General features: G+C 45.4%; 13 protein-coding genes. 12 read left to right on the forward strand and 1 reads right to left on the reverse strand.

Features of this window, described 5'->3' with window-relative positions; genetic code table 11:
- Positions 1–45: 45 nt before the first annotated feature.
- From BUC01_RS01370 to BUC01_RS01395, 4 genes are all read left to right on the forward strand, one after another.
- Positions 46–3,132: a DUF6443 domain-containing protein gene (locus tag BUC01_RS01370; protein ID WP_083595420.1), complete on the forward strand. Its 3,087-nt coding sequence runs from the start codon at positions 46–48 to the stop codon at positions 3,130–3,132.
- 448 nt (positions 3,133–3,580) lie between these two features.
- Positions 3,581–4,600, forward strand: coding sequence for an Imm65 family immunity protein (locus BUC01_RS01380; protein WP_073312477.1), 1,020 nt, complete (start codon positions 3,581–3,583; stop codon positions 4,598–4,600).
- A 169-nt stretch (positions 4,601–4,769) separates the two neighbouring features.
- Positions 4,770–5,984, forward strand: a complete 1,215-nt coding sequence (locus BUC01_RS01385; protein ID WP_073312479.1) for an RHS repeat domain-containing protein — start codon at positions 4,770–4,772, stop codon at positions 5,982–5,984.
- 338 nt (positions 5,985–6,322) lie between these two features.
- Entirely contained in the window at positions 6,323–7,351 is a 1,029-nt protein-coding gene (locus BUC01_RS01395) for an Imm65 family immunity protein (protein WP_025833202.1), read from the forward strand.
- A 163-nt stretch (positions 7,352–7,514) separates the two neighbouring features.
- Here BUC01_RS01395 and cysK read toward each other — a convergent pair whose 3' ends face one another.
- Positions 7,515–8,462 carry a cysteine synthase A gene (gene cysK / locus BUC01_RS01400; RefSeq protein ID WP_073312483.1) on the reverse strand — a complete coding sequence of 316 codons (948 nt, stop codon included), beginning with the start codon at positions 8,460–8,462 and terminating at the stop codon, positions 7,515–7,517.
- A 163-nt stretch (positions 8,463–8,625) separates the two neighbouring features.
- Between cysK and epsC the strand changes: the two genes are divergently transcribed.
- The 8 genes from epsC to BUC01_RS01440 all read left to right on the forward strand — a co-directional run bounded on the left by epsC (position 8,626) and on the right by BUC01_RS01440 (position 18,099).
- The gene (epsC, locus tag BUC01_RS01405; RefSeq protein WP_025833200.1) at positions 8,626–9,525 is read left to right on the forward strand and encodes a serine O-acetyltransferase EpsC; all 900 of its coding nucleotides are present in this window, start codon (positions 8,626–8,628) and stop codon (positions 9,523–9,525) included.
- 210 nt (positions 9,526–9,735) lie between these two features.
- Complete coding sequence (locus BUC01_RS01410) at positions 9,736–11,241, forward strand: THUMP domain-containing class I SAM-dependent RNA methyltransferase (RefSeq protein ID WP_073312484.1); 1,506 nt, start codon at positions 9,736–9,738, stop codon at positions 11,239–11,241.
- Between the two features lie 207 nt (positions 11,242–11,448).
- Positions 11,449–13,614 carry a S9 family peptidase gene (locus BUC01_RS01415; protein WP_139261780.1) on the forward strand — a complete coding sequence of 722 codons (2,166 nt, stop codon included), beginning with the start codon at positions 11,449–11,451 and terminating at the stop codon, positions 13,612–13,614.
- A 23-nt stretch (positions 13,615–13,637) separates the two neighbouring features.
- Positions 13,638–14,912, forward strand: coding sequence for a phosphoribosylamine--glycine ligase (gene purD / locus BUC01_RS01420; protein ID WP_073312485.1), 1,275 nt, complete (start codon positions 13,638–13,640; stop codon positions 14,910–14,912).
- A 76-nt stretch (positions 14,913–14,988) separates the two neighbouring features.
- The gene (locus BUC01_RS01425; RefSeq protein ID WP_073312517.1) at positions 14,989–15,987 is read left to right on the forward strand and encodes a hypothetical protein; all 999 of its coding nucleotides are present in this window, start codon (positions 14,989–14,991) and stop codon (positions 15,985–15,987) included.
- Positions 15,972–16,448, forward strand: coding sequence for a YqaA family protein (locus tag BUC01_RS01430; RefSeq protein WP_073312486.1), 477 nt, complete (start codon positions 15,972–15,974; stop codon positions 16,446–16,448). The genes BUC01_RS01425 and BUC01_RS01430 overlap by 16 nt, the downstream gene beginning before the upstream one ends.
- Before the next feature lie 18 nt (positions 16,449–16,466).
- On the forward strand, positions 16,467–17,153 hold the full coding sequence (gene mnmD, locus BUC01_RS01435) for a tRNA (5-methylaminomethyl-2-thiouridine)(34)-methyltransferase MnmC2 (protein ID WP_025833198.1): 687 nt from the start codon (positions 16,467–16,469) through the stop codon (positions 17,151–17,153).
- A 13-nt stretch (positions 17,154–17,166) separates the two neighbouring features.
- Positions 17,167–18,099 carry a metal ABC transporter solute-binding protein, Zn/Mn family gene (locus BUC01_RS01440; RefSeq protein ID WP_025833196.1) on the forward strand — a complete coding sequence of 311 codons (933 nt, stop codon included), beginning with the start codon at positions 17,167–17,169 and terminating at the stop codon, positions 18,097–18,099.
- Positions 18,100–18,211: the final 112 nt, after the last annotated feature.

The following is an 18,211-nucleotide window of genomic DNA, read 5'->3' on the forward strand; positions in this document are numbered from 1 at the left end:
CACTACATCTTTTTGATTTGAAAGAACTTGAAAAAAAGTATGATTATGAAACGATTCAGTATATTTTTATTGTTATTAATAGCTGCCTGCGTCATGAATGCGCAGGTCAGCACAGAGAACTACATCCGCACGCGCAAGATGCTGAATGATACGGGGAGTTCTTATTTGGATGATATTGCTTATTATGACGGACTTGGCCGACCTTTCCAAACAGTGCAGAAAGCTGTGAAAAATGGTAGTCCTGTAAATAAAAACCTCGCTACTTTGCAAGAGTATGACGCTACAGGGCGTGAGGGGAACAGCTGGTTACCAATCCCCACCGGCTCTTCCGTATATCTGGCTCCTGCCACTTTTAAGAACAGTGCCCCGGGGAAGTATAGTAATGACAGTCGCCCTTACAGCCAGCCCTTTTATGAAGCCTCGCCTTTGAACCGCATACTACAACAGTACGGTCCCGGAACTGCATGGTACAATGCCGGTCGACCGGTAAAGACGGAGTATTTGACAAATACTGCCACTTTGCCGCTGAATTGCCGTTATTATACCGTAAATGATTCTTATACATTGAGCGGTGGCAGTAGTAGCTATGCTGCCGGACAACTTTCAGTAGTAAAGACTATGGATGAGGATATGAATGTGAGCTATAGTTTCACCGATAAGCTGGGACATCTGGTATTGACCCGGCAGATACAAGGTAGCGAACCGCATGACACCTATTATGTATATGATGAAAAGGGAAATCTGTGTTTTGTGTTACAACCTATGTATCAGAGTTCAGCGAATCTTGATTTGTATGCTTTTCAGTACAAATACGATGGTCGCAACCGCTGCGTCTATAAAAAGCTACCGGGTGCCAAACACATCACATACACCTACAACGACGACGACCAATTGATTTATTCGCAGGACGGCAGACAGCGTTCCCAGAAGAAACTGACATTTTATGAATACGACCTATTGAGACGCTTGATCCGTCAGGGAGAATGTACAGATGACCGTTCTTCTACTTCCGATCATCCAGGGCCTAATGGTGAAATCCCGACTTCCGCTTCAATGGTATATATACAGAATTACTACGACGATTACAGCTTTGCAGGAGGAAGCGGCTTCCCAACAGCCTCTTTCACCAAAGATACTTCAGGGCATGGTAAGGGATTCCTGACAGGAAGCAGTATTACAGTATTTGGAACCGATATGAAGATTTATGTTGCACATTACTACGATATAAAGGGACGTGAGACGAAAACCGTACAAAGTAACCTGCTGGGTGGATATGACGTGACAGTTACCACTTATACATTTACTGACAAACCTGCTACTGTGACACACACGCATACAGCAAACGGAAAGAGTACATGGACAGAAGTATGTACTTATACCTATGACCATGCGAACAGAATAAGTAAGGTGCAACATACGTTTGGGGGAACTACAATTACTTTGTATGATGCTCTGTATGATGATCTTGGCCGTTTAAAGACCAAGTCCTTGCACGGTTCTACCACGAATAAGCTGACTTATACTTATAATTTGCGCAGTTGGCTGACGGAAATCACTGGTACTCGCTTTACACAGAATATGTATTACAATACGGGTGTCAGCACAGCGAAGTATAACGGTAGTATCAGTAGCATGACGTGGAAGGCGGGTAATGAAAGCACTGTGAGAGGTTACAAGTTCACTTATGATGGTTTAGACAGGTTGCAAAATGCCATCTACGGTGAGAGTGCGAATATTAACGCCAATACCAATCGCTTTTCGGAGAAAGTGACAGCTTACGATAAGAATGGAAATATCCTTGCCTTGCAACGCTATGGACAGACTTCTGCCAGTGTTTACGGTTTGATTGATAATTTAGCCATCACTCTGAACGGTAACCAGTTGAAAGCGATAAATGATGCGGTTACAACTATGGCCTACAATAACAGCTTCGAGTTTAAGAATGGTGCAAACGCCACTACAGAATATATGTATGATGCCAACGGCAATTTAACGAAAGATTTAAATAAGAATATAACTGATATTCAGTATAATTTTTTAAATTTGCCGGAGACAGTCACGTTCTCTGATGGGAGTACTATTTCTTATCTATATAGTGCGGATGGAGTGAAGCTTCGCACGATTCATAAGATTGGCAGCACTACCACGACTACGTACTATTGCAACAATGTGGTCTATGAAAATGGTGTTCAGAAGCTGTTGCTGACGGAAGAAGGGTATCTTTCTTTGAACGATAGCAAATACCACTATTATCTGAAAGATCATCAAGGGAATAATCGGGTAGTTATCAACCATAATGGCAATGTGGAGGAGACGAATCATTACTATCCATTTGGTGGTGTGTTTGCTTCATCTCAGAATGTTCAGCCTTATAAATATAATGGCAAGGAACTGGATACAAAGAAGGGGCTGAACTGGTATGACTATGGGGCGAGACATTATGATGCAACACTGGGAAGGTTTACGACGACGGATAGATTTGCAGAGAAATATTATTCAATCTCACCATATCAGTATGGAGCGAATAATCCGATTGGAAATATTGATATCAATGGAGATAGTATTGTTGTTTTAAATCATGGTGAAGGGATGCATATGGCAATGCTAATCCAAAATAATGATAATAAATGGCAATATTTCTCTGTAAATGGAGATAATGTTTATATATCAGGAAAGTTCTTTGGTGGACGGAAGTCTGATGATATTGCTGTCGGTGAATTTAATAGCCCACAAGATTTCTTTGAAAGTTCTTATAATTCAGCAGGAAATGGAAACGAGGATGCTAATTCTATTAATGGTTATGGATTCTCCGAGGGGTATATCATTCCAACAACTGCAAAACAAGACAATATGATGCGTACTACTTTTGAAAATATTAGTCAAAATGAAGAATATGACCTTTTAGGAAATAATTGCAGTACCACAGTACAGCGTTCGATGGAGGCTGTTGGGATTAAAACATATGATATGAATATGAGAAGCTATAAAGTGCCTGCTAGTCATAGTATCGGAGAGTCATCTTTTGTTGTTACTCACGCTGATGCACGTCCTATTATTCCTCGGTCTTCCTTTAAATCAATAATAAAGCATAATCCACAAGGGAATATGATATATAGAATAAAAAAAAGATAACTATATGAGAAGAATAAAATGGTCTCCTATATTAATTCTATTTCCTTTCATAATAACATTACATACTTTATGGAGAGCGTATGTTTGTGTCTGGACTGCATTTAGTTTTTATATTATAATAGGATTTATTGCGGCAATGCTTATTGTACTTTTATTAGATCGTTTTTTTGTAATGTGTGTAACGATTAAAACGCTCTGGTTAACCGAGATTTTGGTTATATTATTTGCTTTGTTGATGTTTTTAAATAAATGTACATAAATTGTTGCTTTTTGATATAGTTGGTTCTTGTTCAATCAAATATCCTATCTGTTCGTTTCGATTATTAGGGTTTTAATTCGCCTAAATTACAATTGAGGATGTGTCACTTCAATCGAAGATAAAAGAAATGCCTATCAAAACATCTGATGATATTCTGAAACATATGGGATTAAAATAAATATTGTGAATATGAAGAAAAGGGAGATTTTATTGTTTAGCCTATTATGGTTATTCTCAGGATGTATGTCTAGGCCTTCTGATATAGATATATATCAGAAAGCTATAGGCTATATAATGCCTCTTGTAGACAGTGGGTGTATTACTAAAGAATATGTTCATATATATGAACATTCTGAAAATGATTCCAATAGTGTGTATTCATTTTTTGAGGGAGATGATCCATTTGCAAATTTTGCAGAATTCCCATCTAAAATAATTAAAGTAAGGGGCAGATATTTCTGTTTTATAGAATTGGATGAACCGGAATTGTCCTTAGAGCAAATAAACCGAATTACTAATCGCGACAATGATGTTGTCCTGAATTGTCTGGATGTAAATGGCGATATTTGGTTTATGGGGGTCTCAAAATATGCAAACGATGGAGCTGTGGTAAAAAGAACACCTGATGTAGATTATATAATTGACTATGCGGAGTTGTGGCCCTATTTTTCGGGCGGACATCCTGTCGAGAGAAATTTTTATATGTGTTTGTACAATCATAATGTGGTTTTGTCAGATCCTAAATATTTAGAATCTGATAGCTTGAAGTTTCATATTAAAAAGGTATGTGGATATATATATGTGGCAAATAAAACTGACTCTACAGTTTTCTTATCTCCTAATGTTTTTGATAAGACTTTTATAGTTGCAAATGGAACTGATACTCTTCTTTTTTCTCTGCATGACTCACTACCTGTTAAAATTGCTGCTAATGGATTAAGGGCATTGCATTATGAAAGTAAAGAAAATAGTTCTTTTTTTCAAAGGTTGCCGTGTGAAAATGCGTGGATGGCTTTGTATAGGTTGTTAAGTGACTCTACTTATTGCCTATTGAAGATAAATAATGAAGCAAAAGCGATCCGTTTATTACACCATGATAATCATGCCAATCTTCTTATAAATGATTCGGGTAAGACTTTGAAGACTATTTGGAATGAAGGAGTATTCGACAAGGATAAGCGGAATTCTAGGTTTTTCAGTCTGGAATAATTAGGCTTGGACATTTTATCATGAATAATTGGAAAGTAGAAGAAGTTAATCTATTCATAGTTAACTCTCTTTTGACCTTCCAATTATTATAATTATATATAATGTGAAAACCCTTGAACGTCATGGACGGATAGGCGCTAATACTTATGGAGTAGTGGATCAGTGAGCGATGAAGCTGAACGACAACCGGTTGAGTCGTGTTGACGATAGTTCTACGGCTACTTCTGTGGGTGATGGAACTGTTTTCAGAAACGGTGCCGGTACTGAGGGTGACTTTGCTTATGATGTCAATGGAAATTTAACGAAAGATTTGAGCAAGGATATAGTGGGTATTCAATATAATGTGCTAAATTTACCTAGTCTCGTAATATTCAGGGATAATAGCGCTTTTACCTATATCTATGCAGCTGACAGCAAGAAACTCCGCACACTCCACCACATAAAAGATATTGGCACCACCCAAACGTACTATTGCAACAATGTGGTCTATGAAAATGGTGTTCAGAAGCTGTTGCTGACGGAAGAAGGATATCTTTCTTTGAACGATAGCAAATACCACTATTATCTGAAAGATCATCAGAGAAATATCAGGGTGGTTGTTGACCAGAGTGGAAATACGGAAGAAGTGAACAATTACTATCCCTTCGGAGGTATATTTGAGAATACGGGTAATGTGCAGACTTACAAGTATAATGGCAAGGAACTGGATACGGAGAAGGGACTGAACTGGTATGATTATGGGGCGAGACAGTATGATGCGGTGCTGGGAAGGTTTACGACGATGGATAGATTTGCAGAGAAATATTATTCGATGTCGCTATATCAGTATGGAGCGAATAACCCAATAAAGAACATAGATGTGAATGGAGATAGTATTGTCGTTTTAAATCACGGAGAAGGCGTACATATGGCTATGTTAATTCAGAATGATGTAAATAAATGGCAGTATTTTTCGGTTAACGGAGATAATGTTTATTTTTCTGGACAGTTTATCGGAGGACGTACATTTGATGATATTGAAGTTGGTGAGTTTAACAGCCCGCAAGATTTTTTAGAAAGCTCTTATAATTCATCTGGAGATAAAACTGACGTATCTATAAATGGATACGGATTCTCAGAAGGGTATATTATTCCAACAACGGAGGAACAAGATATTATCATTCGTAGTACTTTTACAGAAATTAGTCAAAAAGAAGAATACAATCTTTTATGGAACAATTGTAGTACTACCGTACAACGCTCAATGGAAGCGGCCGGAATTAAAACGTATGATAAAAATAAAAGAAGTTATAGAATACCAGCTAATCACAGCTTGGGAGAGTCTTCTTTTACAGTAGTTCATGGTAGTGCTCGTCCTGCTATTCCTAAAGTTTCCTTTAAATAAATTATAAAAAACAATCCGCAAGGAAAGCTTATACATAGAATTAAAAGCCGATAGTTATATGAAAAAGATAAAATGGTCTCCAATACTGATTTTATTCCCTTTTTTGATAGTACTACATACGTTATGGAGAGCGTATATATGTGTGTGGACTGCTTTTAGCTTTCCTCTTATAGTTGGTTTTATGATAATGATGCTTATTGTAGTATTATTAGATCGCTTTTTTGTCATGTGTGTAACTATTAAGATTGCCTGGATAATTGAAACTGTGATATTAGTGGCTACAATATTACTATTTTTTAGTAAATGCGTGGGACAAGCATAAAATAATATTGCAGAATATGAAGAGAAAAGAGATTATACTATTTGGTTTGTTATGGCTACTTATAGGGTGTATGCATAAAACCAATGATATCGATATGTATCAGAGGGCTATAGGATATGTAATGCCTCTTGTGGATAGTGGGTGTATTGTTGATAAATACATTCATATATATGAACATTGGGAGAATGATTCCAGTACTCTATATTCCTTTTTCGGGGGATATTCTCCGATCTCGGATCTTGCCGAATTTCCATCTAAAATAATCAAGGCCAACAATAGGTATTTTTGTTTCATAGAGTTGGATGAGCCAGAGTTATCCATAGAGCAAATAAATCAAATAACTAATTGTGACAGTGCTGCTGTCATGAGTCGTACTGATGTAAGTGCCGATATATGGTTTATGGGAGTTTCAAAATACAAAAATAGCGGAGCTGTTGTGAAAAGGTCTCCGTATGCAAATTATATATTTGAGTATACAGAGCTATGGCCTTATTTATCAGGAGGTCAACCGGAGAAAACCGACTTTTATATGTGCTCGGTCGATCATGATATGATCTTGTCGGGCTCTAGCTATTTGGAGTCGGATAGCCTAAAATTTTATATAAAGAAAATATGTGGACAAATATATGTGGAAAATAAGACTGATTCCACAATTGTCTTATCTTCTGATGTCCTCAATAGAACTTTTATAATTGCAAATGGATCTGATACTCTTAGTTTATCTCTGCGTGACTCACTGCCTATTGAGATTCCCGCTAATGGTTTTGAGGTCTTTTCTTATGAAAGTAGCGAGAACAGTTCTTTTTATCAAAAATTGCCGTGTAAAAACACATGGATGTCTTTGTATAAAATACTGAGTGATTCAACTTTTAGTTTTCTGAAAATAAATGGCAAAGCAAAAACGATTCGCTTATTACATGAAGATTCTCCAACTCATTATATAAGAAATGATTCAGGCGAGATTTTGAAGAAGTTTCGGAATAAAGGAGTGTTTGATAAGGAAAAACGAAATTCTAGATTTATTGGTACACTCTTATATAGCTGAATATTTGATTGGTAGGTGAATTCTTGTTTCATTTTTTGCTGGAATATTTATTGGGGTGTCTCATCTCTTTGGATTTCCAATCCTTTAATTTGAGTTTTCCCTGTCTCCTATTCTGAAATATGGGTAGAGACAGGGATCATTTATTCACCCCATTACAATTGTATTACAACGGATATTCATCAAACGCATACAGCAACGTCGAAAGATAACGTTCGCCCGTATCCGGCAATAATGCCACTATTGTTTTCCCGGCATTTTCAGGAAGAAGCGCCAAGCGGGTAGCCGCACTGACTGCCGCACCGGAAGATATGCCAACCAGCAAACCTTCCCGCTGTGCCAGTTCACGTCCCGCACGGATGGCATCATCATTCGTCACCTGCAATATCTCATCCACTACCACCGGATTGTAATTTTTAGGAACAAAACCGGCACCGATACCCTGTATCTTATGCGCTCCCGGAGCACCTCCTGAGAGCACCGGAGAGTCAGTCGGCTCCACAGCCACAACCTTCACACCCGGATTGTGCTTCTTCAAAGCAGCGCCTACACCGCTCACCGTTCCGCCCGTACCTACACCGGCAACAAAAATATCGACCACTCCATCCGTATCGCGCCAGATTTCCTCTCCTGTGGTACGCTCGTGCATGGCAGGGTTGGCAGGGTTATCAAACTGCTGAAGAATCACCGCACCGGGCGTGGCAGCTTTCAACTCCTCGGCACGGGCAATCGCACCTTTCATGCCATTGGCACCCGGCGTAAGCACCAACTCGGCACCAAGAGCTTTCAGCAGATTGCGGCGTTCGATGCTCATAGTGTCAGGCATCGTAAGAACCAACTTATACCCTTTGGCGGCGGCAACGAAAGCAAGCCCTATTCCGGTGTTGCCACTGGTAGGTTCTATAATCGTGGCTCCGGGTTTCAGTAAGCCGGATGCTTCGGCATCTTCAATCATGGCCAGCGCCACACGGTCCTTCACGCTTCCGGCAGGATTGAATGACTCCAGTTTCACTACCAGACGGGCTTTCAGTCCCTTCGATTTATTGTAATTACTCAGCTCCAGCAAAGGAGTGTTGCCCACGAGATCGGTGAGCTGTTTAGCTATCTTTTTCATCACTTATTTGGTTTTAAATTATACTCTTCTTTCTAAATGACAAAGATAATGGGTTAACGGTTCACAGGAAATACCATATTTGTGGGATTTTCGTACTATAAATGAGGGATTTTCGCTGAGAATAGTTACCTTTGCCCCACCTTATTATAAAAAGGATATCCCAATGAGTCCATTGAACTTTACTCACATTTTGACACAGGCAGTCGATGAACTATCGGAAAGTTCGTCTTACAAAGGACTGTTCCATCAGCACACGGACGGCACTCCATTGCCTTCGGCCCGGGCACTGCAAGACATTGTAGAGCTATCACGTGCTATTCTCTTCCCCGGATATTTCGGCAATTCCACAGTCAACAGCCGCACCGTCAAGTACCACATCGGCGTAAACATCGAACGCTTGTTCGACCTGCTGACCGGGCAAGTACTCGCCGGCCTTTGCTTCACGGGAGACGGTGAATGCACTTGCTGCACCGAACTCCAACGCGAAGAAGCCGCGCTCATTGCCGCCAAGTTCATCAGCCATCTGCCGGAAATGCGCCGCACACTGGCCACGGATGTGATGGCCGCCTACAACGGTGACCCTGCGGCACATAGTTTCGGAGAAGTAATCAGCTGCTATCCCGCCATACGCGCCATCAGCAACTACCGCATCGCGCATGAGTTGCTGAAACTCGGTGTGCCCCTTATCCCGCGCATCATCACCGAGATGGCCCATAGCGAAACGGGAATCGACATCCATCCGGGCGCAGCCATCGGCAGCCACTTCACCATAGACCACGGTACGGGCGTAGTGATTGGCGAGACGTGCATCATCGGCAACAACGTGAAGTTGTACCAGGGCGTCACGCTGGGTGCCAAGAGCTTCCCGCTGGACGAGGACGGCAAGCCCATCAAGGGAATCCCCCGCCACCCGATACTGGAAGACAACGTCATCGTTTATTCCAACGCCACCATCCTGGGACGCATCACCATTGGGCAGGGTGCCACGGTAGGCGGCAATATCTGGGTAACGGAAGATGTACCGGCAGGTGCAAGAATCGTACAGACCAAAGCCAAGAAATGACCGGCTTTAACAGATAGTTTCCGGAATATACAGATGCGACGTATCGGATATATAGATGCAACACGCCGGATATATAGATGCAACACACTGGATATATAGATGCAGCACGCTGGATATATAGATACAAGACGTTGGATATATAGATGCGATACTCTGCCGGATAATAGAGAAAATCAATATAAAACAGAATAGTCAAACAGTAATAAATAAATGAACGAACAATTTCAAATGATTGCCAAAACCTTCCAAGGACTGGAAGAAGTACTGGCACAAGAACTGACTGCATTAGGGGCAAACGACATAGAAATAGGCCGACGCATGGTGTCTTTCAGTGGAGACAAGGAAATGATGTATAAGGCAAACTTCTGCCTGCGCACAGCTATCCGCATTCTGAAACCTATCAAGAACTTCACCGCCAAGAATGCCGATGAAGTTTACGAACAAATCAAAGCCATCCATTGGGAAGATATTCTGGATGTGGAGAAGACGTTTGCCGTGGACGCCGTTGTGTTCAGCGAAGAGTTCCGTCACTCCAAATTCGTCTCTTATAAGGTAAAGGATGCCATCGTGGATTATTTCCGCGAGAACTTCAACAAGCGCCCGTCCGTGCGCATCAACCGTCCGGATGTGTTGCTGAATATACACATTGCACAGACCACATGCACGCTTTCACTCGACTCATCGGGTGAGTCGCTGCACCGCCGCGGCTACCGGCAGGAAGCGGTAGAAGCCCCGCTGAACGAGGTGCTGGCTGCCGGAATGATATTGATGACGGACTGGAAAGGGGAATGTGACCTGATTGACCCTATGTGCGGTTCGGGAACGATACCCATCGAAGCGGCGCTGATTGCGCGTAACATTGCTCCGGGAGTGTTCCGCAAGGAGTTTGCGTTTGAGAAGTGGAACGACTTCGACCAGGAACTGTTTGATATGATTTACAATGACGACAGTCAGGAACGCGAGTTTACGCATAAGATATATGGTTACGACAACAATCCGCAGGCCAATGAGATAGCCACGCATAATGTCAAGGCGGCGGGCGTATCGAAAGATATCGTATTGAAGTTGCAGCCTTTCCAGCAATTCGAACAGCCGGCGGAGAAGTCCATGATTATCACAAATCCGCCCTACGGAGAACGTATCTCCACGAATAATCTGTTGGGACTATACCAGATGATAGGCGAACGCCTGAAACATGCTTTCATCGGAAACACGGCATGGGTGCTTTCTTACCGTGAAGAGTGCTTCGACCAGATAGGGCTGAAACCAACCCAGAAGGTGCCTTTGTTCAATGGTGCACTGGAATGTGAGTTCCGTAAATACGAGATTTTCGACGGGAAATATAAGGAGTTCAAGAGACAGGAAAGTGAGGGCGAAGGCGAAAACGAAGAATCTGGTTTCAAGACAAGAGAACCGAGAGAATTCAAGCCGAGAGAAAGCCGGGAAAACCGGGACTTCAGACCGAGAGAACCGCGTAAACCGGGTGAGTTCAAGTCCAGAGATGACAGACCGAGAGAGTTCAGGCCGAGAGACGGTAAACCCCGGGAGTTCGGTTCGAGAGAGGATAAGCCCAGAGGCGAGTTTAAGCCGAGGGAGTTCCGCAAGGATGGAGACAGGGAACGGAAACCGTTCGACAGGGAACGCCGTCCGGAAGGAAGCGGGGAGTTTAAGCCGAAAAGGGAATTCAAGCCGAGAAAAAGGGAAGAAGGGGAGTAAGTCGCTGCCCCCCAACTTGGGGTTCCAAATTGGAACCTCAAGTAATGATTAAAAAATAAGTTGGGATATATTCCTTGAGAGTATCTGTCATCCTGAGCATAGCCGAAGCAAGAGAATGAGTGCTGCGGTGCAAGTGAAAAGTTCCCCTTTGGGCAGAATAGAAATAAAAGGATTCAGAAAAGAGAATGAATGATAAAGACAATGAACATGAAGATAATCAGTAAATGGATGGGAATAGCACTACTGGCGTTCCCCACCCTCTTTGCAACAAATAGTATGGCACAAGATTTAAAGAAACCGACGCTGGAAGATCTGCTTCCCGGCGGAGAAACCTATCGCTTTGCTGAAACCCTCCATGGAATACAATGGTGGGGAGACACATGCATCAAGCCCGAAATAGACTCCTTATTTACAATAAATCCCAAAACCGGGAAAGAGACCTTACTCGTAACACGCGAGAAAATCAATCAGGCTCTGGCACAGGAAAAGCTGGGCAAACTGAGCCACCTTTATCAGGTAAGACTGCCCTGGGCCGACAAAACGCAGATACTCGTCAGCCTGCCCGGAAGCTACGCCGTCTACGACTGGAAAGCGGACAAGATTATCAGCAAACGTGAATTCCCAAAAGAAAGCGCCAACCAAGATTATCATACCACAAGCGGCAACGTGGCCTATACCCTCAAGAACAACCTCTTCGTGAATGGCACTGCCGTAACCGACGAACCCGACGGCATCGTATGCGGGCAAAGCGTACACCGCAACGAGTTCGGCATCAGCAAAGGAACTTACTGGAGTCCGCAAGGCGACCTGCTCGCCTTCTACCGCATGGACGAAAGCATGGTGACGCAATACCCGCTGGTAGACATCACCGCACGGGTAGGCGAAGTGAACAATGTCCGCTATCCGATGGCAGGCATGACGAGCCACAAGGTGACCATAGGCATCTACAACCCCAAAACGCAGAAGAGCATCTATCTGAATGCAGGCGACCCTACCGACCGTTATTTCACTAACATCAGTTGGGCCCCGGATGCCCGAAGCCTCTACCTCATCGAGCTGAACCGCGACCAGAACCATGCCAAACTCTGCCAATACAATGCCGAGACAGGCGAGTTGATGGCCACCCTCATCGAGGAAACACACCCCAAATACGTTGAGCCCCAGCATCCCATCGTATTCTTGCCGTGGGACAGCAGCAAGTTCATCTACCAAAGCCAGCGCAACGGCTTCAACCACCTATACCTCTACGGCACAGACGGCAAACTGCTCAAGCAGCTGACCGAAGGGAAATGGTTAGTAAGCGACATCCTGGGATTCAACACCCAACGGAAAGAAGTCATCTTCAATGCCATCGACGCTTTGAGAAGTGCCAACTTCGCCGTTAACGTAACCAGCGGAAAGCGCAGTCTGCCCTTCAACATCAACACCACTACCGAGGGTGTGCACACAGGATTGCCCAGTGCATCCGGCACGTACATCATCGACCGCTATTCGTCGCCCACCGTGCCTCGTAATATCGACATCATCAACACCAAAACTTTCAAAAGCATCAACCTGCTGAGGGCTAAGAACCCCTTCGAAGGCTTCACCATGCCCAGCATCGAAGTAGGCACTATCAAGGCAGCCGACGGCGTGACCGACCTTTACTACCGCCTCGTAAAACCCGCAGACTTCGACCCGGCCAAGAAATATCCCGCCATCATCTACGTCTACGGAGGGCCTCACGCCCAAATGGTTACCGGCGGATGGCAGAACGGTGCCCGCGGATGGGACATCTACATGGCCGGCAAAGGCTACATCATGTTCACCCTCGACAACCGCGGCAGCGAAAACCGTGGACTGGAATTTGAGAACGTCACCTTCCGCAACCTCGGCATCGAAGAGGGAAAAGACCAGGTGAAGGGCGCCGAATTCCTGAAAAGCCTGCCCTACGTAGATGGCAACCGCATCGGCGTGCACGGCTGGAGCTTCGGCGGACACATGACTACGGCACTGATGCTCCGCTACCCGGACGTGTTCAAGGTAGGTGTCGCAGGCGGTCCGGTCATCGACTGGAGCTATTATGAAATCATGTACGGAGAACGATATATGGACACCCCGCAAAGCAATCCGGAAGGTTACAAGAACTGCAACCTGAAGAACCTTGCCGGCAACCTGAAAGGACACCTTCTGCTGATCCACGACGACCATGACGACACCTGTGTGCCGCAACACACTCTCTCGTTCATAAAGGCCTGCGTGGATGCCCGCACGTATCCCGACCTGTTCATCTATCCCGGCCACAAACATAACGTCATGGGACGTGACCGTGTGCATCTGCATGAGAAGATAACACGGTATTTTGAAGATAATTTACAAACAAAACAGAAATAGTAATTAAAATAAATAGATATAAGATGAAAGTATTATTATTAGGAAGCGGCGGCCGCGAGCACGCCCTGGCATGGAAAATTGCCCAAAGCCCGAAAGTAGAGAAACTTTTTATCGCCCCCGGTAATGCCGGCACCAGTGCGGTAGGCGAGAACGTGGCCATCAAGGCAACCGACTTCCCCACCCTGAAAACTTTTGCCCTGGAACAGAACATAGACATGATCGTGGTAGGCCCCGAAGACCCGCTCGTAGAAGGCATCTACGACAGCTTCACCGAAGACGCCACCACCCAACATATCGCCATCATCGGCCCCACCGCCAAAGGTGCCCAACTGGAAGGCAGCAAGGAGTTTGCCAAAGGCTTTATGGAACGCCACAGCATCCCCACCGCCCGCTACAAGAGCATCACTGCCGATAACCTCGAAGAAGGCCTCGCCTTCCTCGAAAGCCTCGAAGCCCCCTACGTGCTGAAAGCCGACGGCCTCTGCGCCGGAAAAGGCGTGCTCATCCTCCCCACCCTCGAAGAAGCCAAGCGGGAACTGAAGGAAATGCTCGGCGGCATGTTCGGCCAAGCCAGCGCCACGGTGGTTATCGAAGAATTCCTCAGCGGCATCGAGTGCTCCGTATTCGTGCTGACGGACAGCAAGCACTACAAAGTCCTCCCCGTAGCCAAAGACTACAAGCGCATCGGTGAAGGCGACCGCGGTCTGAACACCGGCGGTATGGGAAGCGTCACCCCCGTTCCTTTTGCCGACGAAGAGTTCATGGAGAAAGTACGCACCCGCATCATCGAACCCACCATCAACGGACTGCAAGAAGAAAGAATCCTCTACAAAGGTTTCATCTTCCTCGGACTGATCCGAGTGAAAGGCGAACCGATGGTGATAGAATACAACGTCCGCATGGGCGACCCGGAAACAGAAAGCGTCATGCTGCGCATCCAGAGCGACTTCGCCGAACTGCTGGAAGGTGTGCGCGACGTGAACCTCGACACCAAGACTTTGGTAATGGACCCGCGTACAGCCGCTTGTGTCATGCTCGTCAGCGGCGGTTATCCCGAAGCCTACGAAAAAGGCAAGGTAATGACCGGATTTGAGGCTGCCGCAGCCACAGACAGCATCCTCTTCCATGCCGGAACCGCCCTGAAAGACGGAGAAGTGGTGACCGCCGGAGGCCGCGTGATTGCCGTATGTTCATACGGTGAAACCAAGGAAGAGGCCCTTGCCAAAAGTTATAAAGTAGCGGATATGATCAGCTTCGACAAGAAGTACTTCCGCCGCGACATCGGATTCGATTTATAAAAGCAAGTGTCTGTCATCCTTCGACTACGCTCAGGATGACAGACACTCCGAACCATAAAATTATTATATTGCTTTGATACGAAGTAAACGATTACAGAACCGGATTACCGCGGGACGCTTCACGCTTCCCGTAGCCATCCTTTTATCCCTGTTCTGCTGGGTACTGACCTCTGTTTTATTACCCGAAATTCCGGTAATGAAGAGCGGTTATCCTTTGTGGGAGAGCATCGACAATGGCTACATTCCGGCATGGGCAAACGCGCCGTTGAGCTTCCTCCTCTATGGCATCATCGGTTACTTCCTGATAGAACTGAATAACGCCTTTGCCATCATCCGCATGCGTGCATCCGTGCAGACAGCCATCTATTTTCTGCTGATATCCGTCTGCCCCGCCCTGCACCAACTATATGCCGGAGATATTGCTTCTGTGGCATTCCTGATATCCCTGTTTTTCCTGTTCAAAGGCTACCAGCATCCACGCCCGGCGAGCATCCTGTTCTATTCATTCCTGTTCATCGGAGCGGGCAGCCTGTTCTTCCCGCAACTGACATTGTTCATTCCGCTTTTCTGGATAGGCGCACACAGTTTCCAGGCACTCACCCCGAAGAGCTTTTTCGGAAGCCTTGTAGGTTGGAGCCTGCCCTACTGGTTCTTGCTGGGACATGCCTATTTTTACGATGAAATAGAGCTTTTTTATCAGCCTTTCATCGAACTGGGCACCTTCCAACCCGTCACCCTGCAAGATTTCCCATTGTGGGAGATTGCTACGCTGGGCTATCTGTTTGTAATGTTTACAGTAAGTTCCGTACACTGCCTGGTGGCAGGCTACGAAGACAAGATACGTACCCGCAGTTACCTGCATTTCCTCATCTTCCTGAGCTTTTGCATCTTCGGGTATATCCTGTTGCAACCGGCACAGACGGTTCATCTGCTGCCCCTGCTGCTGATAGGCGTCAGCATCCTGACGGGACATTTCGTGGTACTGACGAACAGTCGGGCTTCTAATGTGTTTTTCATTTGCGCCCTTGTGGGGCTTGTACTTTTATTCGGATTTAACGTATGGACGCTTTTATAGATTCACTCATTCAACTCATGATAGACTGGGGCTATCTTGGTCTTTTCATCTCCGCAGTACTGGCGGGCAGCATCGTTCCGTTCAGCTCGGAACTGGTGATGATAGCGCTCGTAAAAGTGGGACTCAGTCCGACGATGTGTGTACTCTTCGCCACGCTGGGCAACACAATCGGCGGTATGACGTGCTATTATATGGGACGTCTGGGCAATGTAGTCTGGATAGAGAAATATTTCAAAGTAAAGAAAGAGAAGATAGATAAAATGCAACAATTCCTGCAAGGGAAAGGGGCGCTGATGGGCTTCTTCGCATTCCTGCCTTTTGTGGGTGAGGCATTGGCCATTGCACTGGGTTTCATGCGGAGCAACGTATGGCTGACCACTTCGTCCATGTTTGCCGGAAAACTAATACGCTACGCTGTGATGCTGCTGGCACTGGAAGGAGCGATATCAGTGTTTGCCTGAGAAAAAAACAAAAAAGAAATGAAACGGATTATCGAACATACGGAAGACGGAAGCGCAACGCTGTTTGTGCCGGAACTGAATGAACATTATCATTCGGTGAAAGGAGCACGCACGGAGTCGCAGCACATCTTTATAGATATGGGCCTGAAAGCTTCGGCCGCACCGCAACCGCATGTTCTTGAAATAGGTTTCGGCACGGGGCTGAATGCCCTTCTCACACTGGAAGCCGCCGGACAGGAGAAACGCCCTGTACACTACACCGGCATCGAACTTTACCCCCTCGCCTGGGAAGAAGTCAATGCACTGGGATATAGCGACAACCCGTCATTCGAGAGACTGCACACTGCATCGTGGGAAGAAGATGTGGAAATATCTCCATATTTCACTCTGCGAAAGATAAAAGGAGATGCGAATACGGTGATTAATTCTTCATTTTCACCCTCCGTCGTTTATTTCGATGCTTTCGCCCCCGAAAAGCAACCCGAAATGTGGAACGAACAATTATTCCGCTCTCTTTACGTTACTATGAATACAGGGGGGATATTGACGACGTATTGCGCCAAAGGCGTCATCCGCCGCCTGCTGCAAGCCGTCGGTTTTCGTGTGGAACGCCTTCCGGGACCTCCGGGCGGAAAACGGGAGATACTGAGGGCTACAAAAGTAATTGGAAATCAAGAACTAAAACAATCAATCATACAACCATAAATATAATATAATAATGAAACGAACATTCCTGTACATACTCACCGCTTTGCTTGCAGTCGGCTGCAAGAACAGTAGTGTCCAAAGTCATAAGAACAATGATGACAAGCCCGTTATCACCGTCACCATCGAACCGTTGCGTTACTTCACCGAAGCCATTGCGGGCGATAACTTCAGCATCATCAGTATGGTACCCAAAGGCAGTAGCCCGGAGACGTACGACCCCACCCCGCAGCAACTTGTAGACCTTGCCAAGAGCAAAGCCTACTTCCGCATCGGCTACATCGGTTTTGAACAGACCTGGATGGATAAGCTGACGGACAACGCCCCGCACCTGCAATTCTTCGATACCTCCCGTGGCATCGACCTGATTTATGACTCCTCACACGCCCACCATCATCATGGTAACGACGAGGGCCATACACACGATTCCATCCAGCACGACGAGCACCAGCAGGCCATCGGTGTAGAGCCCCACCTCTGGAGTTCGGCCTACAATGCCCAAATCATTGCCGGCAACATTCTGAATGCCCTGTGCAGCATCGACAAAGCCAACGAGGAAGTTTACGTTGAACGCTACAAGAATCTCTGCAACCAGATAGAGCATACCGACAGCCTCATCTGCCACATGCTCTCCGTCCCCAATGCCGACCGGGCTTTCATGATTTATCATCCGGCACTGTCCTACTTTGCCCGCGACTACGGTTTGCATCAGATTTCTATTGAAGAAGACGGCAAAGAACCTTCTCCCTCCCATCTCAAGAATCTGATAGATACATGTAAGAAAGAGAAAGTCCGCGTCATCTTTGTGCAGCCGGAGTTCGACCGCCGCAATGCGGAAATCATCGCCAAGCAGACAGGCACCAAGGTAGTGCCCATCAATCCGCTTTCTTATGACTGGGAGGAGGAAATGCTGAACATTGCCCGGGAATTGGTTATTGAGAAGTAAAAAGGAAAGAAACGGCGTACAGGATATATAGATGGGACGTGCAGGACATATAGATCGGACGCGCAGGATATATAGATGGGACATGCAGGATATATAGATCGGACGCGCAGGA

It is taken from the genome of Bacteroides stercorirosoris, from assembly GCF_900142015.1.
Taxonomy (GTDB): Bacteria; Bacteroidota; Bacteroidia; order Bacteroidales; family Bacteroidaceae; genus Bacteroides; species Bacteroides stercorirosoris.